Below are 21157 nucleotides of genomic sequence, written 5' to 3' on the forward strand. Positions count from 1 at the left end.
ATTATGCTATTCTCGCGGCATACAGAGGCTGGAGGAGCGCCAATGTCCCTTTCCAATGATCCGGGGCTGTTGCCCCGCGAATTGATCCGGCTTGATGCGAAGGTCGCTGACAAGGCCGATGCGCTGCGTCAGGCGGCGGCGCTCTTGGCGGCGGCGGGTTGCACGCGGCCCGGCTTCGAGGCCAGCATGGCCAAGCGCGAGGCGGCGGCCGACACCTTCCTTGGCCGCGGCATCGCGATCCCGCACGGCATGCTTGACGAACGCGATCTGATTCAGCGCGACGGCATCGCGGTGCTGCAGGTCCGCGACGGCGTGCGCTGGAACGAGGGGCAGACGGCGCAGCTCGTGGTGGCGATCGCGGCGCGGTCTGACGCGCATATCGGCATCCTGCGCCGCCTCACCCGGCTGATGCAGGACGTGCCGCGGCTCGAGCGGCTGTGCCGCACCGAGGATGCGGCCGAGATCATCGCGGCGCTCGCGGGCGACGAGGGCACGGCCGCGGCCGCCGCCCCGGCGACCGATCTCGGACAGAGCTTCGACTGGGTGCTCGACTACCCCTCGGGGCTGCATGCGCGCCCGGCGACCGAATGGGCCGAGACCGCGCGGCGCTTTTCCGCGCGTATCCGCGTGCGCCATGGCGCCGAGGCGGCCGATGCGGGCACCATGCTGTCGCTGCTGCAGCTTGGGCTGAAGGCGGGCGACGTGCTGACCTTCTCGGCCGAGGGGCCGGATGCGGCCGATGCGCTGTCGACCCTGCGCATCGTCGTCTCGGGCCTGTCGGCGCGGGAAAAGGCGCAGGCGGCGCAGGCCGAGGCGAAGCGGGCCGCGGCGCAGGCGGCGGGCGGCTGGCAGCCGGTTCACGCCCCCGATGTCGACGACCCGCGGGTGATCGAGGGGGTGTCGGCCGCGCCGGGTCTGGCGATCGGGCGGCTGCACCGGCTCGAGACCGGGCCGACCGAGATCCCCGATGCTGCGCCCGGCAAGCCCGAGGATCTGGCCCGTGCCGCCGACCGGCTGCACGCGGCGCTGGCCCGGGCGCGCGAACAGCTGCGCGCGCTGGCCGATGACACCGCCCGCCGTCTGGGCGAGGCCGATGCCGGCATCTTCCGCGCTCAGGCCGAGCTGCTGGGCGACCCGGCGCTGGTGATCCATGCCTCGCAATCCCTGGTCGACGGCCATGGCCTTGCCTGGTCGTGGAACCGCGCGATCGAGGAGGCGGCCGAGCCGATGCGCCGCTCGGGCAATGCGATCCTCGCCGGCCGCGCCGCCGATCTGCGCGACGTGGGGCAGCGGGTGCTCGCCCTGATCGACCCGGTGCTGGCGCGCCCGACCCCGGCCGAGCTGCCCGAAGGCACGATCCTGATCGCCGACGACCTGACGCCCACCGATACGGCCGGGCTCGATCCCGCGCGGGTGCGCGGCCTTGTCACCGCGCAGGGCGGTCCGACCTCGCACAGCGCGATCCTTGCACGCACGCTCGGCCTGCCGGCGGTGGTCGGTGCGGGCGCAGCGCTGGCACGGCTCGCCGACGACATGCAGGCGATCGTCGACGGCACCGGCGGGCGGCTCTATCTCGACCCGTCCGAGGCGGATCTCGCCTCGGCCCGCGCCTGGATCGCAGCCGAGGAGGGGCGGCGCGAACACGATGCCGCCGCCCGCGCGCTGCCCGCTGCCACCACCGACGGCCACCGCGTCGAGATCGGCGCGAACATCAACCTCGCCGAGCAGGCCCCCTTCGCGCTGGCGCAAGGGGCCGAGGGTGTCGGGCTGATGCGCACCGAGTTCCTGTTCCTCGAACGCGCCGAAAGCCCGACCGAGGAAGACCAGTATCAGGCCTATCGCGCGATGGCCGAGGCGATGGGCGACCGGCCGCTGGTGATCCGCGCGCTCGACATCGGCGGCGACAAGCAGGTCTCCTATCTCGACCTGCCGCGCGAGGAGAACCCGTTCCTCGGCGTGCGCGGCGCGCGGCTTCTGCTGCGCCGGCCGGAACTGCTGGTGCCGCAGCTGCGCGCGCTCTACCGCGCCGCGCGCGACGGTGCCCGGATCTCGGTGATGTTCCCGATGATCACCTCGGAGCCCGAACTGATCGCGCTGCGCGAGACCGCGGGGCGGATCCGCGCCGAGATGAAGGCGCCCGAGATCCCGCTTGGCATCATGATCGAGGTGCCCTCGGCGGCGCTGCTGGCCGATCGCCTCGCTCGGCACGCCGATTTCTTCTCGATCGGCACCAATGACCTGACGCAATACACGCTGGCGATCGACCGGCAGAACCCGGTGCTTGCGCCCGAGGCGGACAGCCTGCACCCCGCAGTGCTGGCGCTGATCGCGGCGACGGTGAAGGGCGCGCATGCGCATGGCCGCTGGGTCGGCGTCTGCGGCGGCATTGCGGGCGATCCCTTCGGGGCGGGGCTGCTCGCGGGGCTTGGCGTCGACGAGCTGTCGATGACGCCGCGCGACATTCCGGCGGTGAAGGCACGGCTGCGCGGTGCGGCGATGCCCGCGCTGCAGGCGCTGGCCGAACGGGCGCTGGCAATGACCGACGCCGATCAGGTGCGTGCGCTCGCCCTCGACCCGGCGCTGCAGCCGGAGCCGGCGGAGGCGGTGTCATGAGCACGGGCGCCGAGATCCACACGCTTTGCCTCAATCCGGCGATCGACCTGACCGTGGGGCTTGCGCGGCTGGTGCCGGGCGAGGTCGCCCGCGCGCGCTCGGCCCGCCATGACCCGGGCGGCAAGGGGGTGAATGTCGCCTCCTGTCTGGCCGACTGGGGCGCGCGGGTCGCGATCCACGGCCTGCTTGGTGCCGAGAACGCCGCGCGCTTCGAGAAGCTGTTCGCGTCGAAGGGGATCGCCGACCGCATGGTGCGGCTCGCGGAACCCACGCGCACCAATATCAAGCTGCTGGAAGAGGGCGGGCGCACCACCGACGTCAACCTGCCGGGCTTTTCCGCCTCGGCGCGCGATCTGGCGGCGGTGGCCGAGAGCCTTGCGCAGGTGGGCGATGGCGCGCTTGTCGCGATCTCGGGCAGCCAGCCGCCGGGGCTTGAGGACGACGCCTCGGCGCGGCTGGCGGGCGGGCTGGCGCGGCGCGGCGCGCGGGTGATGCTTGATGTCTCGGGGGCGCCGCTGCGCGCGGCACTGGCGCTGCCCGCCGATGCCGCCCCCTTCGCGATCAAGCCGAACCGGCACGAGCTCGAGGAGTGCCTTGGCCGGCCGCTCGGCCGGCGGGCCGATCTGGTCGTCGCGGCGCAGGGGCTTCTGGAGCGCGGCATTGCGCTGGTCGTCGTCTCGCTTGGCACCGGGGGGGCGATCTTCGTCGGCCGCGAGGCGGCCGTGCATGCGGCCCCGGTCGCGCTGTCGCACGGGTCGACCGTGGGGGCGGGCGACGCGATGGTGGCGGGGATCGTCTCGGGGCTGGCCGAGGGGCTGACGCTCGACCGGCTGGCACAGCGTGCCACCGCCTTTTCGGTGGGCAAGCTGCGCAACGCCGGTCCGCATCTGCCCGAGAACACCGAGCTGCGGTCGCTGGCGAATGCCGTGCCGGTGCGGCCGCTTGCCGAATGGCTCGCCGAGGGCTGAGCCGGAATGACGGCCGGGGAGGGAGCCCCGGCGGAAGAACAGGGGGTGCCGCCTGCCGGCGGCGCGCCGATGCGGGAGGTCCGGTCCCGTCGCGGGGCCGGGCGGAGAAGACACCGGAGGACAGGAGGAACAGATGTCCGATATCGTGGCCGTGATCGGCGCCGAGACCTTGGCGACGCACGGAATGCTGGCGCGAGAGGCGCTGAAGAAGGCCGCGGCCGGGCTTGGCCGCGCGATCAGGGTCGAGCTGCACATGCCCGAGGGCGTGAGCGACCCGCTTGACGCCGCGACGGTGGCGGCGACGACGCAGGTGCTGCTGGTGGGCGAACTCGCGCCCGACCCGCGCTTCGACGGCAAGCAGACCGTCCGCGCCACCTTGCAGGAGGTGCTCGATGCGCCGGCCGAGGTTCTCGCCCGGCTTGCGGGGGCGACGGCTGCGCCGGGCGCCGGCGCCGGGCTGAAGATCGTCGCGATCACCTCCTGCCCGACCGGCATCGCGCATACTTTCATGGCGGCCGAGGGGCTGCAGCAGGGCGCCAAGGAAGTCGGCGCCGAGATCCGGGTCGAGACCCAGGGCTCGGTCGGTTCGGAGGACGCGCTGACGGCGGCGGAGATTGCCGCGGCGGATCTGGTGGTGATCGCTGCCGACCGGCAGGTCGAGCTGGGCCGTTTTGCCGGCAAGCGGGTGTTCCAGTCGCAGACGAAGCCCGCGATCAACGACGGCGCCGGGCTGATCCGCCGCGCCATCGCCGAGGCCGCGGTGCAGTCGGGCGGGCAGGATGCAGCCGCTGCCGAGGCGCAAGGCGGCGCCGCGCCGGCGCAGGCCGGTGGGGCGGCCGGTGTCTACAAGCACCTGATGACCGGCGTCTCCTTCATGCTGCCCTTCGTCGTGGCGGGCGGCATCCTGATCGCCATCGCCTTCGCGCTTGGTGGCATCTATGTCTATGACGACGCGCATCAGGGCACGCTGGGCTGGACGCTGTTCCAGATCGGCGCGAAGGGGGCCTTCACGCTGATGGTGCCGGCGCTCGCTGGCTATATCGCCTTCTCGATCGCCGACCGGCCCGGCATCGCGCCCGGCATGACCGGCGGCGTGATCGCCGGCACGATCGGCGCGGGCTTCATCGGCGGCATCCTTGCGGGCTTCATCGCCGGCTATGCGGTGCTGTGGCTGAACCGGGCGATCAAGCTGCCGAAGACGCTGCAGGGGCTGAAACCCGTGCTGATCCTGCCGCTTCTGGGCGTCTCGATCACCGGCCTTCTGATGTTCTACGTCATCGGCAAGCCGACGGCAGAACTCCTCGCCGCACTCACCGCCTGGCTGCAGGGGATGCAGGGTGCGCAGGCCGCGGTTCTTGGCGCGCTGCTCGGCGGGATGATGGCGGTCGACATGGGCGGGCCGATCAACAAGGCGGCCTATGCCTTCGGCACCACGCTGATCGCCGCGAACGTGACCGAGCCGATGGCCGCGGTGATGTGCGCTGGCATGACGCCGCCGCTTGCGCTCTCGATCGCGACCAAGCTCTTCGCCAACCGCTTCACCGCCGAGGAACGCGAGGCGGGCAATGCGGCCTTCGTGCTGGGCCTGTCCTTCGTCACCGAAGGCGCGATCCCCTTCGCCGCGCGCGACCCGTTCCGGGTGATCCCCTCGCTGATCGCGGGCTCGGCGGTGGCCGGTGCGATCTGCATGGCGATGGGGGTTCAGCTCAAGGTGCCCCATGGCGGCATCTTTGTGCTGCCGATCCCGAACGCGGTGGGCAACCTGCCGGGCTTCGTGATCGCGATGCTGGCGGGCACGGCGGTCTCGGTCATCGCGCTGCGGATCGTCAAGCCGCGGCTTGCGGCGGCGGGGACCTCCGCCCAGCTGAAGGCCGCCTGAGCGCGGCCTTCGGAACGTTCCTCCCCGGTCGCCCGGGCGTCTTGCGCGGATCGCGTGCAGGGCGTCCGGGCGGCGCCGTTTGCGCCCCCCGGGATGTCAGGCCCGAAAGGGGTCAGGCGTTGAACAGGAAGTGCAGAACGTCGCCGTCCTGCACCTCGTAGGTCTTGCCCTCGACGCGGAACTTGCCCGCTTCCTTGGCGCCGGTCTCGCCCTTGTATTTCACGTAATCCTCATAGGCCACGGTCTCGGCGCGGATGAAGCCGCGCTCGAAATCGCCGTGGATGACGCCTGCCGCCTGCGGCGCAAGCGTGCCCTTGCGGATCGTCCAGGCGCGGGCCTCCTTCGGACCGACGGTGAAATAGGTCTCGAGGCCGAGGAGCTGATAGCCTGCCCGGATCAGCCGGTCGAGGCCGGCCTCGTGCAACCCGAGCTCCTCGAGGAACATCGTCGCTTCCTCGTCGTCGAGCTGGCTGATCTCTTCCTCGATCTTGGCCGAGATCACCACCGAGGCGGCGCCCTGTTCCTGCGCCATCTGCGCCACCTTCTCGGACAGCGCATTGCCGCTCGCGGCCTGTGCCTCCTCGACGTTGCAGACGTAAAGCACCGGCTTCGCCGTCAGCAGCTGCAGCATGTTCCAGGCCTTGCGGTCGTCCTCGACGATCTTGACGGTGCGCGCGGGCAGGCCCTTCTCGAGGACCTCCTTCGCGGCCAGCATCAGCCGCGCGTCTTCCTTCGCCTGCTTGTCGCCGGCGTTGACCTTGCGCGAAAGGTTCGCCAGCCGCTTCTCGAGGCTCTCGAGGTCGGCGATCATCAGCTCGGTCTCGATCGTCTCGGCATCGGCGATCGGGTCGACGCGGCCCTCGACATGGGTGACGTCGCCATCCTCGAAGCAGCGCAGCACATGGGCGATGGCATCGACCTCGCGGATGTTCGCGAGGAACTGGTTGCCAAGGCCTTCGCCCTTCGAGGCGCCCTTCACCAGGCCCGCGATGTCGACGAAGGTCATCCGGGTCGGGATGAGCTGCTTCGAGCCGGCGATCGCGGCCAGCGCCTCGAGCCGCGCATCGGGCACCGCGACCTCGCCCACGTTCGGCTCGATCGTGCAGAAGGGGAAGTTTGCCGCCTGCGCCGCGGCGGTCTTGGTGAGCGCATTGAACAGCGTCGACTTGCCCACGTTCGGGAGCCCGACGATCCCCATCTTGAAGCCCATGATCTTGCCCTCTCGCTCATCCGCTGTTGCGGGCCTCTTACGCGGGCGCGCGTTGCATGGCAAGCCGCGCCCCTTTCGGCATTGATTTTCCCGCCCCCATGCCGCAAACCCGGGCGGACAGAGCAGGGGACCGCACATGACTCGCATTGATGCCAGATTTGCCGCGCTGAAGGCCGAGGGGAAGAAGGCCTTCGTCGCCTATATCATGGCGGGAGACCCGGACATCGAGACCTCGCTCGCGGTGATGAAGGGGATGCCCGCGGCGGGCGTCGACGTGATCGAGCTCGGCATGCCCTTCACCGATCCGATGGCGGACGGCCCGACGATCCAGCTCGCCGGCCAGCGTGCGCTCGACGGCGGCCAGACCCTGCAGAAGACGCTCGACATGGTGGCCGAGTTCCGCAAGACCGACAATGTCACGCCGATCGTGATGATGGGCTATTACAACCCGATCTATAACCGCGGCAGCGAGACGTTCGTGGCCGATGCGCTGAAGGCCGGTGTCGACGGGCTGATCGTCGTCGACCTGCCGCCCGAGGAGGATGCGGAACTCTGCATCCCGGCGATGCGGGCGGGGCTGAACTTCATCCGGCTCGCGACGCCGACGACCGATGACAAGCGCCTGCCGAAGGTGCTGCAGAACACCTCGGGCTTTGTCTATTACGTCTCGGTCACCGGCATCACCGGCAGTCAGGCGGCGCAGGCGGGCGACGTCGGCCCCGAAGTCGCGCGGATCAAGGCCTCGACCGATCTGCCGGTGGTGGTGGGCTTCGGCATCTCGACGCCGGAGGCCGCGCGCACCATCGCGGGCGTGGCCGATGGCTGTGTCGTCGGCTCGGCGATCGTGAAGCTGGTGGGCGAGGGCAAGTCCCCGGCCGAGGTTCTGGCCCGCGTGGCCGAGCTGGCCGCGGGGGCGCATTCCGCCTGAGGGCGGTCCTGGTGGCGCGCGCGGGGGGCTGTCTGCCCCCCTCTGCCTTCGGCATTCACCCCCCGAAGGTATTTTCGCCAAGAAGAAAGCCGGGTGGTGAAGGCGGGGCTTTCCGGCGGATTGATCTTTCCCGCTTGAATTGGTAAGGCGACATTACCGGAAGCGGAGGTTTTCCATGGCCGTCATCACCTGCATCGCCGATCTGAAGGAGCTGCACCGCAAGCGCACGCCGAAGATGTTCTTCGACTATTGCGAGAGCGGCTCCTACACCGAACAGACCTTCCGCGAGAACATCTCGGATTTCGCGCAGGTCCGGCTGCGGCAGAAGGTGGCCGTCGACATGTCGGGGCGCAGCACCGAAAGCGCGATGATCGGCCAGAAGGTGGCGATGCCGGTGGCGCTGGCCCCGGTCGGGATGACCGGCATGCAGCGCGCCGACGGCGAGATCAAGGCGGCGCGGGCGGCGGCGAAATTCGGCGTGCCCTTCACCCTCTCGACGATGTCGATCTGCTCGATCGAGGATGTGGCGGCGCAGTCGCCCGCGCCGTTCTGGTTCCAGCTTTACGTGATGCGCGACGAGGATTTCGTCGATGCGATCATCGCGCGGGCGAAGAAGGCGGGCTGTTCGGCGCTGGTGCTGACGCTCGACCTGCAGATCCTCGGGCAGCGCCACAAGGATCTGAAGAACGGCCTCTCGGCGCCGCCGAAGCTGACCCTGCCCAACATCGTCAACATGGCGACGAAGGTGCAGTGGGGGCTCGAGATGCTGGGCACGCCGCGGCGCTTCTTCGGCAATATTGTCGGCCATGCGAAGGGGGTGGAGGATCCGTCCTCGCTGATGACCTGGACCGCCGAGCAGTTCGACCCGAAGCTCGACTGGTCGAAGATCGCCCGGATCCGCGACCAGTGGGGCGGCAAGCTGATCCTGAAGGGGATCCTTGACGCCGAGGACGCGCGGATGGCGGCAGATTTCGGTGCCGATGCGATCGTGGTGTCGAACCACGGTGGCCGGCAGCTCGATGGCGCGCTGTCGACGATCCGCATGCTGCCCTCGATCCTCGCGGCCGTCGGCGACCGGACCGAGGTCTTCCTCGACAGCGGCATCCGCTCGGGCCAGGACGTGCTGAAGGCGCTGGCGCTCGGCGCGACCGGCACGATGATCGGCCGCGCCTTCATCTATGGTCTCGGTGCCATGGGCGAGGCGGGCGTGACCACCGCGCTCGAGATCATCCGCAAGGAGCTCGACACCTCGATGGCGCTGTGCGGCGAGCGTGACGTGAAGGCCCTGCGGCGCGAGAACCTGCTGGTGCCCGAGGGCTTCTTCGACAGCTACGCCTGAGCGAGGCGTTTTTCGAAGAAGACGTCGGGATAGGGATCGTCGTTGAACCGCGCGATCTCGGTCCAGCCGGTGGCGTGGTAAAGCGCGACCGCCTCGGGCAGGGCGCTGTTGGTGTCGAGCCGCAGCAGCGCGATGCCAAGCCCCTGCGCCGCCGCCTCTGCCGCCGCCATCAGCCGGCGCGCCAGGCCAAGCCCGCGCGCCGCCGGCGCCACCCAGAGCCGCTTGATCTCGGCATAGCCCGCATCGGTGCCCTTCAGCCCGACGCAGCCGAGCGGCAGCCCGTCCGACATCGCGACAAGGAAGGCGCCGTGCGGCGCCATCATCGCCTCGGCCTGCGGGTCGCAGGAGAGCGAGACGTCGAAGCTGTGCGGCAGGCGCGCGGCCAGCTCGGCATAATAGGCGCGCAGGCACTGCAGTGCGGCGGGGCTGCGCGGATCTTGCGTCTCGAGCGTGATCCGGTCGCGCCCGAGCGCGGAGCCGATCAGGTCCATCGCGGCGAGCAGGGCCTCGGGGGCGGGGTGGGTGGCGAGGATGCCCGCCGCCTGGGCGTCGGACAGCCGTTCGTATTCGGAAAATTCCGCGGCGCCCGCCGGGGTCAGACGCACCACCCGGCGCCGGCTGTCCTGCGCATCGGGGACGGTCTCGACCAGCCCCTCGGCCTCGAGCCCGCGCAGGAGCCGGCTCATCAGCCCCGAATCGAGGCCGAGATAGGCGCGGATCTCGCCCAGATCGCTGCGGCCCTGACCGATCGCGTTCAGCACCCGCGCCGCGCCGAGCGGCCGGCCGCGGTCGAGAAACGAGGTGTTGAGCGCGCCGACGGCACGGGTGATGGCGCGGTTGAAGCGGCGCACGCGGGCGATGGCATCGGCGGGGGTGGGCATGATGTCTGACCTTCATCTGGTATTTTACCTGACTTACATCAGGCAATTCCGCCGCGCAATCCCCGCCGCCGCGCGCGCGGCCGCCGGAGCCGGCGCGACGGCCACTTTGGCCTTGCCAAACAGGCCTTTTCGGCTTATCCGCACCGCCTCATGGGCCGGCACCCTTGGAGGCGGCCCGAAACGCCAGATGTAAGGAATTCCCAAATGGCTAAAGAGATCGAAACGATCGAAGCCGTCGTGCGCACGGGGACGGGCAAGGGGGCCGCTCGCGCTGCACGTCGTCAGGGCATGGTGCCCGGTATCGTCTACGGTGACGGCAAGGAGCCGGTGGCTCTGAACTTCGACTACAACAAGCTGCTCACCCGCCTGCGCAAGGGCCGCTTCATGTCGACCCTCTTCAACCTCAAGGTTGAAGGCCAGGAAGACGTGCGCGTGATCTGCCGCGGCGTGCAGAAGGATGTGGTCAAGGACCTGCCGACCCACATCGACTTCATGCGCACCCACCGTGCCTCGCGCATCAACCTGTTCATCCACGTGAACTTCGACAACGGCGAGGCCGCGCCGGGCCTGAAGCGTGGCGGCACCCTGACCGTCGTGCGTCCCGAGGTCGAACTCGAGGTGCTGGCCGGGGACATCCCGGATCACATCACCGTCGACCTGACCGGCAAGCTGATCGGTGATGTCATCCACATCAACGACATCCCGCTGCCGGAAGGCTGCAAGCCGACCGTCGACCGCAACTTCGTCGTCGCCAACATCGCGGCGCCGTCGGGTCTGGTCTCGGCCGAAGCCGCTGAAGGCGAAGCCGAAGCCTGAGTTCGGCTTCCGGAAGAATCGGCAACGCGGGGTCCAGGTGGCCCCGCGTTTTCGTTTTCAGGGCTGCGCGCCGGTCTCGAAGGCGAAGCCCTCGAAGTCCCAGCCGAGAATCCCGCCCAGCATGATCTTCACCGGCCGGCCCAGCCGGGCGAGGGCGAGTGCCGCCTGCTCGGCCGCGTTGCAATGCGGGCCCGAGCAATAGACGACGAAAAGCGTGTCGGCGGGCCAGTCGGCCAGCCGCTCGGCGCTCAGCAGTCGGTGCGGCAGGAACCGCGCGCCCGGCACATGGCGGCGGGCGTAGGTCTCGGGCGTGCCCATCACATGCAGCAGCACGAAGCCCGGATCGGGCAGGGCCATCGCGTCATGCACATCGTGGCAGTCGGTGTGCAGCGCACATTGCTGCGCCAGCGGCGCGATCAGGCTTTCGGGGACGGGGGCGGGGCGGGCAAGGACGGGGTTCATCGGGCTCTCCTTTGGTCGATGGCCGGATCTTGGCAGCCGGCGCCTGCGGGCGTAAGCTGGCAGCATGACAACGAGCGCACAGATCCTGCCAAAGCTTGCCCTGCCGCCGATTGCCAACCCGCGCGTCGCGGTGCTGGCCTATGACGGGCTGTGCACCTTCGAGTTCGGCATCGCGACCGAGATCTTCGGCCTCGCCCGCCCCGAGATGGGGCCGAGCTGGTATCGCTGCGCGACGGCCGCGGTCGATCCCGGGCCGATGCGGGCCGAGGGCGGGCTGCGCATCGGCTGCGACGGCGGGCTGGAGCTTCTGCAGGACGCCGGGCTGATCGTGGTGCCGGGCTGGCGCGGCATTGACACGCCGGTGCCCGCGGCGCTGATCGCGGCGCTGCGGGCGGCCCATGCGGGCGGGGCGCGGCTCGCCTCGATCTGCTCGGGGGCCTTCGTGCTGGCCGCGACGGGGCTGCTCGATGGCCGGCGGGCGGTGACGCATTGGCGCTATGCCGAAGCGCTGGCCGCGCGCTTTCCGGCGGTGCGGGTGGAACCCGACGTGCTCTTCGTCGACGAGGGACAGATCCTGACCTCGGCCGGTTCGGCCGCGGGGATGGACCTTGGCCTGCACATCGTGCGGCGCGATTTCGGCGCCGAGGCCGCGAATCTTGTCGCGCGGCGCCTTGTCATGCCGGCCTCGCGCGAGGGCGGGCAGGCGCAGTTCCTGCTGCGCCCGGTGCCGCGCGCGGGCGAGGGCGGGCGGCTCGCGCCGATCCTCGAGGCGCTGACGCGCGATCTGGCCGAGACGCCAGCGGCGCGGGTGCTGGCGGCGCGCGCGGGGATGTCCGAGCGCACCTTCCTGCGCCGCTTTGCCGAGGCGACGGGCAGCACGCCCGCGCGCTATCAGGCGCAGGCGCGGCTGGCGCGGGCGGCGGAGCTTTTGGAGACCTCGGCCGCGCCGCTCGAGGCGGTGGCCGAAGCCGCGGGCTTTGGTTCAGCCGCAGTGCTGCGCCGCGCCTTCCACGCCCGCTACGGGCTTTCGCCCGGGGCGTGGCGGCGGCAGTTCGGCCGCACCCTCAGGTGAGGAAGAGCACGAGCCCCGGCACCAGCGTCAGCAGCGCGATGCGGATCGCGTCGGCGACGATGAACGGGCCAAGGCCGCGGAAGATCGTGCCAAGCGCCACATCCGGCACCACCGAGCGCAGCACGAAGGCGTTCAGCCCGACCGGCGGGGTGATGTAGGAAATTTCCGTCACCACCACCACGAAGATGCCGAACCAGATCAGGTCGAACCCCTGCGCCGCGACGATCGGGTAGAACACCGGCACCGTCAGCATGATCATCGACAGGCTCTCGAACACGCAGCCGAGCACCAGATAGATCAGCAGGATCAGGAAGATCACCCCCCAGCGATTGCCACCGAAGGCCTCGAGAAAGGCCTGGATATCGCGGGTCATGCCGGAGAGGTTGACATAGTTCGAGAAGGTCAGCGCGCCGAACAGGATGAAGAACATCATCGCCGTCGTCTTCATCGTGTCATAGAGCACGTCGAGCAGCGAGCCCCAGCTGAAGCGCCGCGACAGGATCGTCAGCAGCAGCGCCCCGCCCGCGCCCATGCCGGCACTTTCGGTCGGGGTGAAGACGCCCAGATAGATGCCGCCCATCACATAGACGAAGAGCAGCAGCGCCCCGGCCGTGCCCTTCAGTGCAAGGATGCGGTCCTTCAGCGGCAGCTTCGGCTCGACCGGCAAATCGTCCTTGGCCATGGCCACGGAAAAGCGCACCGCCATCGCATAGCCGAAGATGCCGAGGAGGCCGGGGATGATGCCGGCAAGGAAGAGCTTGCCGATGTCCTGCTGCGTCATGATCCCGTAGAAGACGAGGATCACCGAGGGCGGGATCAGGATGCCGAGCGTGCCACCCGCCGCGATCGAGGCGGTGGAAAGCCGGTCGGGATAGCCGAAGCGGCGCATCGACGGCAGCGCGATGCGGGTCATCGTCGCCGCGGTCGCCATCGACGAGCCGCAAACCGAGCTGAAGGCGCCGCAGGCGATCACCGTCGCCGTGGCGAGGCCCCCCTTGCGATGGCGCAGCCAGGCATAGGCGGCGTTGTAGAGCTCGCTCGCGATGCCCGATTGCACCACGAAATTGCCCATCATCAGGAACAGCGGCAGCACCGACAGCGAATAGTCGCGGCCATTGTCGAAGAAGGTCGAGCCGAGCAGCGCCATCGCCGGCGCCCAGCCGATGATCGAGATCGTGCCGACGAGCCCCACCGCGGCCAGCGCGAAGGCGATCGGCACGCCGCCCAGAAGCAGCACGAGAAGGATCGCGATGCCAAGCTGCCAATGTTCCATCATGTCCCCGTCACTTGCGCCGCAGGCCGCGCAGCGCGGCATAAAGGGTGAAGACCGCGCCGAGGGCGCAGCAGGCCGCGGCCAGATAGCCCAGCGGCGCGATCGGCAGGCGCAGCGAGTTCGTCGCCCCGCCGTATCCGGCGATCTGCCCGGCATAGACCCAGATCCGCCAGCCGACGACGCTCAGCATCGCCGCCGAGACCAGCGCCGCCAGCAGCTCGCGCCAGGGCTGGAGGCGGGCGGGCAGGTGCTCGGTCACGATGTCGACGGTGACGTGGTCGCGGTCGAGGCTGACCGCCGGCAGGCCGAGGAAGATCACCGCGGCGAGCATCATCTCGGTCAGCTCGGTCGCGCCGGTGATCGGCGCGCCGAGCAGGTAGCGGCCGAGCACGTCGGCGACGGTCAGCCCCATCATTGCCAGCAGCATCGCGCCGCAGATCGCGGCGAGTGCGAGCCGCGCGCGGGTGCGGCGCACCGGCGCGGGCTCGGGGTGGCGGCCCGAGGACGGGTCGGTCTCGGGGGTGCGCAGAAAGACCTCCGCCGCCTTGTCGCTCACTTCGCCGCCTCTTCCTTCGCGATCTCGTCCTTCAGCATCGCTTCGGCGGCCGTCGCGTCGATCCCGGTCGAGGCGGCCTCGGCAAGCTTGGCATCGACGAGCGGCTGCAGCGCGGTCTTCCAGGCGGCGATCTGCGCCGCGGTCGCGGGTTCGATCGTGATCTTGCCGGCCATCGCCTCGCGGCCGAGCGCATCCTGACGGTCCCACATCTGCCCGGCCATCCGGGCAAGCGCCTCGCCGGTGACGCTGTCGATCTGCGCCTGTTCCTCGGGCGTCAGGCTGTCCCATTTCGCCTTGTTCATCACGATGTAGAACGAGGTGTTGAACAGCCCGCCCGGCACCGCCACCGCCTTCTTCAGCTGCGGGATCAGCTTGAAATAGTTCACCGATTCATAGGGGAAGGTGATGCCGTCGGCGACGCCCTGGCTGAGCAGCTCATAGGCCTTGGACGACGGTCCCTCGACCGGCGCCGCGCCAAGCGCCGAGACGATCTCGTGCACGATGCCGCCGCCGACGCGGATCTTCTTGCCCTGCAGGAAGTCGGGCGAGGAGACGTCGCCGTCCTTCATGAAGATCTCGCCCGGGCCGTGGCTGAACACGGCCAGCACCTTGACCTGATCGTATTCGCCGGCGGGCTTGAGGAGTTTCTCCCACACCCGCCAGTAGGCGACCGAGACATCCTCGGCGCTTTCGCCAAGGAACGGCAGCTCGACGATGTTCGTGGTCTTGAACCGGCCGGGGTTGTAGCCCTGCACGCCGAAGGTGATGTCGGCGACGCCGTTCACCGCAAAGTCGAAATGCGCGCCGGGCGGCCCGAGGGGGGCGGGCAGGATCGTCGCCTTCACCGCGCCATGCGTCGCCTCGGCGATCTTCTCGGTCATCGGCACGATCACTTCCGAGACCAGCGGATGCGACGGCGGCAGCCAGTTCGCCACGGTCAGCGTGGTCTCGGCGCCGGCCGGTGCTGCCAGCGCCAGAAGGATCGCGGTGCCGGTGGAGAGAAGATGTCGTGCCATTGGGTCAGCTCCCTGCTGCGTGAGGCCGGATCTGCGGCGCGGAGGGGGAGCCCCGGGACACGTCCGGCATGGTCTTCGGCTCAAGTGTTAGAGCATGAAACCGCAAGGGTCCATGCCGCGGATGCGTCCGGGGCGGGGCTGTGTCCTTTGTGCGGCATTGCACATTCGGGGCGCCGATCGTGCCCTTGCATCGGACGATGAGAGGCTTCATGAAAGGCGCATGAGGCGCGGCCCGCAGCGGCGGCACTGGAGGAGAGCGAGGCGGACCCCGCGGCCGAAATTCGGGCGGCCGGGAGGGAGCACGCAGAGGCATCTTCGGCAGATCGCGGATCCGGAACGGACCCTGCGCCCGGTGACGGGCAGCGGCTTTTCGGCCGCAGGGCGCCCCTGTCGCGGCAACGGAAATGGCCCCCGGGGCGCGCGGGGGCGGCGCAGAGGAGCGCGGCGGAACCGGCCCCGGCCGGCACGACCGCGGAAAGGAAGCTGGATGAAGGGTGCGCTGAAACCGGAGGCCGCGGCAGAGCGGATTCCCGACGGTTCGAGCCTGCTGATCGGCGGGTTCATGGGGGTGGGCACGCCCGAGCGGATGATCGATGCGCTGGTGGCGCGCGGCGCCCGCGACCTGACGGTGATCGCCAATGACACCGCAAACCCGGGCCGCGGCATCGGCAAGCTGATCACCGCGGGTGCGGTGCGCCGCGTCGTCACCTCGCACATCGGGCTGAACCCCGAGACCCAGGCAAAGATGCTGGCGGGCGAGATCGCGGTCGAGCTTGTGCCGCAGGGCACGCTGATCGAGCGGATCCGCTCGGGGGGCGCGGGGCTTGGCGGGGTGCTGACGCCGACCGGGCTTGGCACCGAGGTCGAGGAGGGTAAGCGGGTGATCGAGATCGCGGGCAGGCGCTTCCTGCTCGAGCTGCCGATCACCGCCGATTTCGCCCTGATCGGCGCGCATCAGGCCGATTACATCGGCAACCTGACCTATGCGCTGACCGCGCATAACTTCAACCCGATCATCGCGCTTGCCGGCCGGGTGGTGATCGCCGAGGCCGAGCATTACCTGCCGGTGGGCGCGATCTCCCCGGATGCGGTGAAGACGCCGGGCGTGCTGGTCGATCACCTGTTGATGCGCGGCTGAGGAGGAACACAGATGAACGCGAAGGAACTGATCGCGCGGCGCATCGCGCAGGAGATCGCCCCCGGAACGCTGGTGAACCTCGGCATCGGCCTGCCGAGCCTGGTGGCGCGCTATGTGCCGGCCGAGCGCGGCGTCTTCTTCCAGGCGGAGAACGGGGTGATCGGGCTCGGTGGCCTGCCGCCCGAGGGGCTCGAGAACCCGAGCCTGACCGACGCCGGGGCGGGCTTCGTCGCGCTGGTGCCGGGGGCAGCCTCGATCGACAGCGCGATGAGCTTTGCGCTGATCCGCGGCGGCCATGTCGATGCCACCGTGCTTGGCGGGCTGCAGGTCGACGAGGCGGGGCAGCTGGCGAACTGGATGGTGCCGGGCAAGATGGTGCCGGGCATGGGCGGCGCGATGGATCTTGCCACCGGCGCGGCGCGGGTGATCGTCGGCATGCAGCATTCGGTCAGGGGCGAGTCGAAGATCGTGCGGCGCTGCACGCTGCCGCTGACCACGCTGCGCCGGGTCGATCTGGTGGTGACCGAGCTTGCGGTGATCGAGCCGACGGATGCGGGACTGGTGCTGCGCGAACGCGCGCCGGGCGTTTCGGTCGAGGCGGTGCTGGCCGAGACCGAGGCCAGGCTGATCGTGCCGGCCGAAGTGCCCGAGATGGTGCTGGCCTGAGGCCGGCCCGGGGCAGGGGGCGCGGCGGGACGTCGGCTTGCCCCCGCCCGCCCGGCGTGCTTTGCTTGTGGCGAAACAAAGGAAGACCCCGATGCGCGCCCTGATGCTGATCGCCCCGCTCGCCCTTGCCGCCTGCCTGCCGCCGGCCGCCGACCGCGTGCCGACGCCCGCCGAGGATTACGCGAGCTATTGCGCGGGCTGCCACGGCAATGGCCGCGATCCGGGCCCGATCGCGCGGGAGCTGAAGCTGAGCCCGACGCCGCTTGCCGATCTGACCACGCTGAACGAGGGCATCTTCCCCGAGGCGCGGGTGATGTCGAAGATCGTCGGCTACAAGGAGCACGGCGAGATGGTCGGCGCGCAGGCGGGCGATATGCCCCCGTTCGAGCCGCTGACCGAAGGCCAGGTGGTGCTGTACGACAGCGGCGACGGCATCCCGACGCCGACGCCGCTGCGGCTGGTCAAGCTGATGGAATACGTCAAGGCGATGGATAATTAAATATCTAGCCCCCTTGGAGCGATCATTAAGTCCGTTACCCCATCGCTATTCAGTGTTTCCGTTTCAACTTCTATCACGGAGGTTTCGACTAGTCCGGATTGTCCGAATACGTCTAGGGCGTCGATTACATCCACGATAGGGAACTCTCGTCTCTCTTCAAGAATTCTGCAGACTTCCCGTTGTGCTGGATCTGGCAGTAGAACTTCTTTTGGGGTCTTTGCGTCGGACTTGATGAAGGCTTGGATGATCCTCCATGCCTCATAGAAAGCTTGCATAAAGTCATGGTCATGATGCAGTGGGCATATGACGAGGTTTTTTGTTTCATCTCTGCGAACTTTGTCGGTTTGTCCCGCGCGTATTGGGACTATGCCGACGCGAAGTCCATTTGCCCCCTCCAGTTGCTTGGGGTTAATTTTGACGCTTGTCCCGATCCAGTTATCGACTGAAGGGGATCCAACAAATAGGTCGGTCTTCCACAGGCCATTGATTGATGTGGGCAGGGATGGCCGTGTTTTTCTATTTTTGAAGGCCCCGGATATTGTGTTTATGTGTCTTTTTAGTTTCGCGGGTCTGCCTTGCTTTCCGTAAAGTAATTGGCTGTCGTCTGTCAGTAATTCGTTCGCGGTATCAATTAGGCCAAGTTTTCCATTCTTTTCGAGGCCGAAAAGGATCGACTCTGTGTCGCCATGCGGTGAGATTTTACAGATTTTAAGTGCGTCTTCTATCCTGCTCATCACGCGAGGGTCATTTTCTTTGATTGCCTCGTGAACCGCGTATTCAAAGCAGATTCCGCAATCTCCTGCGCCATCTCTGTAAAGGCGAGGTAGCATTTTTAGCTTTGTGTTCTGGTAGCCGCCAGTTTCCGCGATTACATCCTGCTTGATTGCATATAGTGTCGCGGTCAGAATGGGTTTGACAAGAGTCGTGTACGCCAAAACTTCATCCGAGACTTCTTCTCGCTGAATCTCTTTCCTTACTTTCATGCTTTTACTCTCTCGAAATTACTCTCTCGAAATGGCGCTGAGCCCCCTCAGACATCCAGTTCTTCGACGAACCGCGCATTCTCGGTGATGTACTGGAAGCGCAGCTCGGGCTTCTTGCCCATCAGCCGCTCGACCAGATCGCCGGTCTCGCCGGCGAAATCGTCGTCGATCGTCACCCGGATCAGCTTGCGCGTCTCGGGGTTCATCGTCGTGTCCTTCAGATCCTTGGCGTCCATCTCGCCCAGACCCTTGAAGCGCTGCACGTCAATCTTGCCCTTGCCGCCAAGGCCCTTGGCCAGCATCGTCTCCTTCTCGGCATCGTCCGAGACATAGACGCGCTTCGCCCCCTGCGTGAGGCGATAGAGCGGCGGGCAGGCGAGATAGAGGTGGCCCTTGTCAATGAGCGGCCGCATCTGGGTGAAGAAGAAGGTCATCAGGAGCGAGGCGATATGGGCGCCGTCGACATCGGCGTCGGTCATGATGATGACCTTGTCATAGCGCAGGTCGTCGATGCGGAACTTCGTGCCGAGGCCGACGCCAAGTGCCTGCGCGAGGTCGTTGATCTCCTGGTTCTGGCCGAGCTTGGAACTGGCCGCGCCCAGCACGTTCAGGATCTTGCCGCGCAGCGGAAGCAGTGCCTGATGGGTGCGGTCGCGCGCCATCTTGGCCGAGCCGCCGGCCGAGTCGCCCTCGACGAGGAAGAGCTCGGTCCCCGAGCGGTTGGTGGCGGAACAGTCGACGAGCTTGCCGGGCAGGCGCAGCTTCTTCGTCGCGGTCTTGCGCGAGGTTTCCTTTTCCTGCCGGCGCTTCAGCCGTTCCTCGGCGCGCAGCACGAGGAAATCGAGGATCGCGCCCGCCGATTTCGGGTCGGCGGCAAGCCAGTTGTCGAAGTGGTCGCGCACTGCCGCCTCGACCCATTTCGCCGCCTCTTCCGTGCTCAGCCGGTCCTTGGTCTGACCGACGAAGGAAGGCTCGCGGATGAAGATCGAGATCAGCGCGCAGCCGCCCGTGAGCATGTCCTCGCGGGTGATCTGTGCGGCCTTCTTGTTGTTCGACAGTTCGCCATAGGCGCGGATGCCCTTCAGGATCGCGTTCCAGAAGCCCGCCTCATGCGTGCCGCCCTCGGGCGTGGGCACGGTGTTGCAATAGCTGTGCAGGAAGCCGTCGCGCGCCGGCGTCCAGTTGATTGCCCATTCGACCGAGCCCGGGACGCCGAATTTCTCCTCGAAGGAGACGCGGCCGGCGAAGGGGCGCTCGGCATAGGTCGAGGTGCCGGCCAGCACCTCGTTCAGGAAGTCGGCAAGCCCGTTCGGGAAATGGAAGGTCGCCTCCATCGGCGTGTCGCCATCGGCAAGCGCGCTTTTCCAGCGGATCTCGACGCCCGAGAACAGATAGGCCTTCGAGCGCGTCATCTTGAACAGGCGCGAGGGCTTCAGCGCGAGCGAGCCGAAGATCTCGGGGTCTGGGTGGAAGGTGACCGTGGTGCCGCGGCGGTTCGGTGCGGCACCCAGTTTCTCTACCGGCCCCTGCGGCACGCCGCGCGAGAAGCGCTGCTCGTACAACTCCTTGTTGCGCGCGACCTGCACCACCATCAGGTCAGAGAGCGCATTCACCACCGAGGAGCCGACGCCGTTCAGACCACCCGAGGTCGAATAGGCCTTGTTCGAGAATTTGCCGCCCGCGTGCAGCGTGCACAGGATCACCTCGAGCGCCGACTTGCCGGGGAATTTCGGATGCGGATCGACCGGGATGCCGCGGCCGTTGTCGGTGACGGTGACCGAGCCGTCGGCGTTCATCTCGACGCCGATGCGGGTGGCGTGGCCGGCCACGGCCTCGTCCATCGCGTTGTCGAGGATTTCGGCGACCATGTGGTGCAGCGCGCGCTCGTCGGTGCCGCCGATGTACATGCCCGGACGCTTGCGCACCGGCTCGAGCCCCTCGAGCACCTCGATCGAGGAGGCGTCATAGGTCTCGGACGGCTGCGCGGAGAGAAGATCGTCGGCCATGCTGCTCGCTTTCCTTCTTGGGTGTGGAGGACAGGGATAGCGCAGCTTGGGCAGGGGGGGCAAGCCGGGGGGCGCTGCCCCCCGCGGCCTGCGGCCGCCCCCCCGGAGTATTTCGGCCAAGAAAAAGGCAGCCGGGCCGTTCCGGCTGCCGATGCAGGCAGGGCGGGTCTGCGTGCGCCTATGCGGGCTCGGCCTCGCGCGCGGTCCACATCTTGCGGAAGGCGGGACGGTCTTGACAGAGCTTGAGCCAGCCCGCGACGCGCGGGAAGCGCGCCATCAGCGGCGCATGGCCCTGCGCATAGCGCAGGATTTCGGCCATGTTGATGTCGGCCACGGTGAAGCGGCCGCCGACCATGTGGCTGTGTGCGCCGAGATGGGTTTCGAGCACGGCAAGCGGCCGGTTCAGCCGGTCGACGGCGCCGGCGATCGCGCCCTCGGCGCCGTCGGGCTTGCCGGCGGCAAGGGCGAACTGGATCGCGAGCGCCGGCTCCTCGATCGAGGTTGCGCCGTAAAGCGCCCATTGCGTCATCAGCGCCTCTTCGCGGGCGTCGCGCGGGCCCAGCGGGCCGCCGGCCTTCTTCGCGAGGTAAAGGTTGATCGCGAGCGACTCGGTCAGGATCAGCCCTGCATCCTCCATCACCGGAATCGCGCCGGCGGGCGCGAGGCGCAGGAAATCGGGCGAGCGGGTGTTGAAGGGCGCGCCCGGGGCCTTCGGGTCGATCCCCTTCGCCTCGAGCCGGTAGGCCTGGATCACCGTCTTCAGCTGCCACGGCAGGCCGAGCTCCTCGAGCGCCCAGATGTTGCGCGAGGCGCGCGAGCGGTGCACACCGTAGAGGGTGATCATGGCGGTTC

At 68.5% G+C, this 21157-nt stretch carries 19 protein-coding genes; 10 read left to right on the forward strand and 9 right to left on the reverse strand.

Annotated features, from left to right (window positions below; translation table 11 throughout):
* The first annotated feature begins 42 nt into the window (after positions 1-42).
* The 3 genes from ptsP (at position 43) to EOW66_RS13975 (ending at position 5460) form a co-directional block, all read left to right on the forward strand.
* The gene (gene ptsP, locus EOW66_RS13965) at positions 43-2613 is read left to right on the forward strand and encodes a phosphoenolpyruvate--protein phosphotransferase (RefSeq protein ID WP_128156934.1); all 2571 of its coding nucleotides are present in this window, start codon (positions 43-45) and stop codon (positions 2611-2613) included.
* Positions 2610-3581: a 1-phosphofructokinase family hexose kinase gene (locus tag EOW66_RS13970; RefSeq protein ID WP_128156935.1), complete on the forward strand. Its 972-nt coding sequence runs from the start codon at positions 2610-2612 to the stop codon at positions 3579-3581. The genes ptsP and EOW66_RS13970 overlap by 4 nt, the downstream gene beginning before the upstream one ends.
* A 133-nt stretch (positions 3582-3714) precedes the next feature.
* Complete coding sequence (locus EOW66_RS13975; RefSeq protein ID WP_128156936.1) at positions 3715-5460, forward strand: fructose-specific PTS transporter subunit EIIC; 1746 nt, start codon at positions 3715-3717, stop codon at positions 5458-5460.
* A 112-nt stretch (positions 5461-5572) separates the two neighbouring features.
* On the opposite strand, the gene ychF is transcribed toward EOW66_RS13975, so the two are convergent.
* Positions 5573-6670 (reverse strand): redox-regulated ATPase YchF, encoded by a 1098-nt coding sequence (gene ychF, locus EOW66_RS13980; protein ID WP_128156937.1) that lies wholly within the window; start codon positions 6668-6670, stop codon positions 5573-5575.
* Between the two features lie 136 nt (positions 6671-6806).
* On the opposite strand from ychF, the gene trpA reads away from it, so the two are divergent.
* Positions 6807-7598, forward strand: a complete 792-nt coding sequence (gene trpA / locus EOW66_RS13985; RefSeq protein WP_128156938.1) for a tryptophan synthase subunit alpha — start codon at positions 6807-6809, stop codon at positions 7596-7598.
* A 175-nt stretch (positions 7599-7773) separates the two neighbouring features.
* Positions 7774-8937 (forward strand): alpha-hydroxy acid oxidase, encoded by a 1164-nt coding sequence (locus EOW66_RS13990; RefSeq protein WP_128156939.1) that lies wholly within the window; start codon positions 7774-7776, stop codon positions 8935-8937.
* On the opposite strand, the gene EOW66_RS13995 is transcribed toward EOW66_RS13990, so the two are convergent.
* Positions 8928-9818, reverse strand: a complete 891-nt coding sequence (locus EOW66_RS13995; protein ID WP_128156940.1) for a bifunctional helix-turn-helix transcriptional regulator/GNAT family N-acetyltransferase — start codon at positions 9816-9818, stop codon at positions 8928-8930. The two genes, EOW66_RS13990 and EOW66_RS13995, sit on opposite strands and share 10 nt — an antisense overlap.
* A gap of 204 nt (positions 9819-10022) precedes the next feature.
* On the opposite strand from EOW66_RS13995, the gene EOW66_RS14000 reads away from it, so the two are divergent.
* Positions 10023-10634, forward strand: a complete 612-nt coding sequence (locus EOW66_RS14000; RefSeq protein ID WP_128156941.1) for a 50S ribosomal protein L25/general stress protein Ctc — start codon at positions 10023-10025, stop codon at positions 10632-10634.
* 57 nt (positions 10635-10691) lie between these two features.
* Here EOW66_RS14000 and EOW66_RS14005 read toward each other — a convergent pair whose 3' ends face one another.
* On the reverse strand, positions 10692-11096 hold the full coding sequence (locus tag EOW66_RS14005) for a rhodanese-like domain-containing protein (protein ID WP_128156942.1): 405 nt from the start codon (positions 11094-11096) through the stop codon (positions 10692-10694).
* Positions 11097-11160: 64 nt separating this feature from the next.
* Here EOW66_RS14005 and ftrA point away from each other — a divergent pair, with 64 nt between their 5' ends.
* Complete coding sequence (ftrA, locus tag EOW66_RS14010) at positions 11161-12168, forward strand: transcriptional regulator FtrA (RefSeq protein WP_128156943.1); 1008 nt, start codon at positions 11161-11163, stop codon at positions 12166-12168.
* Here ftrA and EOW66_RS14015 read toward each other — a convergent pair.
* Genes EOW66_RS14015 through EOW66_RS14025 form a run of 3 tightly spaced genes read right to left on the reverse strand, consistent with a single transcriptional unit; the run spans position 12161 to position 15013 of the window.
* On the reverse strand, positions 12161-13441 hold the full coding sequence (locus EOW66_RS14015; RefSeq protein ID WP_128156944.1) for a TRAP transporter large permease: 1281 nt from the start codon (positions 13439-13441) through the stop codon (positions 12161-12163). The two genes, ftrA and EOW66_RS14015, sit on opposite strands and share 8 nt — an antisense overlap.
* Positions 13442-13451: 10 nt before the next feature.
* Complete coding sequence (locus tag EOW66_RS14020) at positions 13452-13997, reverse strand: TRAP transporter small permease (RefSeq protein WP_239017593.1); 546 nt, start codon at positions 13995-13997, stop codon at positions 13452-13454.
* Positions 13994-15013 carry a TRAP transporter substrate-binding protein gene (locus tag EOW66_RS14025; protein WP_128156945.1) on the reverse strand — a complete coding sequence of 340 codons (1020 nt, stop codon included), beginning with the start codon at positions 15011-15013 and terminating at the stop codon, positions 13994-13996. The genes EOW66_RS14020 and EOW66_RS14025 overlap by 4 nt, the downstream gene beginning before the upstream one ends.
* Before the next feature lie 487 nt (positions 15014-15500).
* Between EOW66_RS14025 and EOW66_RS14030 the strand changes: the two genes are divergently transcribed.
* The 3 genes from EOW66_RS14030 to EOW66_RS14040 all read left to right on the forward strand — a co-directional run bounded on the left by EOW66_RS14030 (position 15501) and on the right by EOW66_RS14040 (position 17316).
* Positions 15501-16151 (forward strand): 3-oxoacid CoA-transferase subunit A, encoded by a 651-nt coding sequence (locus EOW66_RS14030; protein WP_128156946.1) that lies wholly within the window; start codon positions 15501-15503, stop codon positions 16149-16151.
* 12 nt (positions 16152-16163) lie between these two features.
* A complete protein-coding gene (locus tag EOW66_RS14035; RefSeq protein ID WP_128156947.1) occupies positions 16164-16817 on the forward strand; it encodes a 3-oxoacid CoA-transferase subunit B in 654 nt (217 codons plus the stop codon).
* Between the two features lie 91 nt (positions 16818-16908).
* On the forward strand, positions 16909-17316 hold the full coding sequence (locus EOW66_RS14040) for a cytochrome c (protein WP_128156948.1): 408 nt from the start codon (positions 16909-16911) through the stop codon (positions 17314-17316).
* Here the strand turns inward: EOW66_RS14040 and EOW66_RS14045 are convergent.
* From EOW66_RS14045 to EOW66_RS14055, 3 genes are all read right to left on the reverse strand, one after another.
* On the reverse strand, positions 17313-18299 hold the full coding sequence (locus EOW66_RS14045; RefSeq protein ID WP_128156949.1) for a hypothetical protein: 987 nt from the start codon (positions 18297-18299) through the stop codon (positions 17313-17315). The two genes, EOW66_RS14040 and EOW66_RS14045, sit on opposite strands and share 4 nt — an antisense overlap.
* Before the next feature lie 47 nt (positions 18300-18346).
* Positions 18347-20305: a DNA topoisomerase IV subunit B gene (parE, locus tag EOW66_RS14050; protein ID WP_128156950.1), complete on the reverse strand. Its 1959-nt coding sequence runs from the start codon at positions 20303-20305 to the stop codon at positions 18347-18349.
* Positions 20306-20483: 178 nt separating this feature from the next.
* Complete coding sequence (locus EOW66_RS14055; RefSeq protein WP_128156951.1) at positions 20484-21149, reverse strand: glutathione S-transferase family protein; 666 nt, start codon at positions 21147-21149, stop codon at positions 20484-20486.
* Positions 21150-21157: the final 8 nt, after the last annotated feature.

The sequence above is a fragment of the Paenirhodobacter huangdaonensis genome (assembly GCF_004022465.1).
Lineage (GTDB): Bacteria > Pseudomonadota > Alphaproteobacteria > Rhodobacterales > Rhodobacteraceae > Rhodobacter > Rhodobacter huangdaonensis.

Coding starts and splice junctions, on each gene's coding strand:
- EOW66_RS13990 (WP_128156939.1), top strand. CDS start 7,774: ATGGCCGTCATCACCTGCATCGCCGATCTGAAGGAGCTGCACCGCAAG.
- ftrA (WP_128156943.1), top strand. CDS start 11,161: ATGACAACGAGCGCACAGATCCTGCCAAAGCTTGCCCTGCCGCCGATT.
- ychF (WP_128156937.1), bottom strand. CDS start 6,670: ATGGGCTTCAAGATGGGGATCGTCGGGCTCCCGAACGTGGGCAAGTCG.
- EOW66_RS14035 (WP_128156947.1), top strand. CDS start 16,164: ATGAACGCGAAGGAACTGATCGCGCGGCGCATCGCGCAGGAGATCGCC.
- EOW66_RS14005 (WP_128156942.1), bottom strand. CDS start 11,096: ATGAACCCCGTCCTTGCCCGCCCCGCCCCCGTCCCCGAAAGCCTGATC.
- EOW66_RS13975 (WP_128156936.1), top strand. CDS start 3,715: ATGTCCGATATCGTGGCCGTGATCGGCGCCGAGACCTTGGCGACGCAC.
- EOW66_RS14015 (WP_128156944.1), bottom strand. CDS start 13,441: ATGGAACATTGGCAGCTTGGCATCGCGATCCTTCTCGTGCTGCTTCTG.
- parE (WP_128156950.1), bottom strand. CDS start 20,305: ATGGCCGACGATCTTCTCTCCGCGCAGCCGTCCGAGACCTATGACGCC.
- EOW66_RS13995 (WP_128156940.1), bottom strand. CDS start 9,818: ATGCCCACCCCCGCCGATGCCATCGCCCGCGTGCGCCGCTTCAACCGC.
- EOW66_RS14030 (WP_128156946.1), top strand. CDS start 15,501: ATGAAGGGTGCGCTGAAACCGGAGGCCGCGGCAGAGCGGATTCCCGAC.
- EOW66_RS13970 (WP_128156935.1), top strand. CDS start 2,610: ATGAGCACGGGCGCCGAGATCCACACGCTTTGCCTCAATCCGGCGATC.
- EOW66_RS14055 (WP_128156951.1), bottom strand. CDS start 21,149: ATGATCACCCTCTACGGTGTGCACCGCTCGCGCGCCTCGCGCAACATC.
- trpA (WP_128156938.1), top strand. CDS start 6,807: ATGACTCGCATTGATGCCAGATTTGCCGCGCTGAAGGCCGAGGGGAAG.
- EOW66_RS14025 (WP_128156945.1), bottom strand. CDS start 15,013: ATGGCACGACATCTTCTCTCCACCGGCACCGCGATCCTTCTGGCGCTG.
- EOW66_RS14040 (WP_128156948.1), top strand. CDS start 16,909: ATGCGCGCCCTGATGCTGATCGCCCCGCTCGCCCTTGCCGCCTGCCTG.
- EOW66_RS14045 (WP_128156949.1), bottom strand. CDS start 18,299: ATGAAAGTAAGGAAAGAGATTCAGCGAGAAGAAGTCTCGGATGAAGTT.
- EOW66_RS14000 (WP_128156941.1), top strand. CDS start 10,023: ATGGCTAAAGAGATCGAAACGATCGAAGCCGTCGTGCGCACGGGGACG.
- ptsP (WP_128156934.1), top strand. CDS start 43: ATGTCCCTTTCCAATGATCCGGGGCTGTTGCCCCGCGAATTGATCCGG.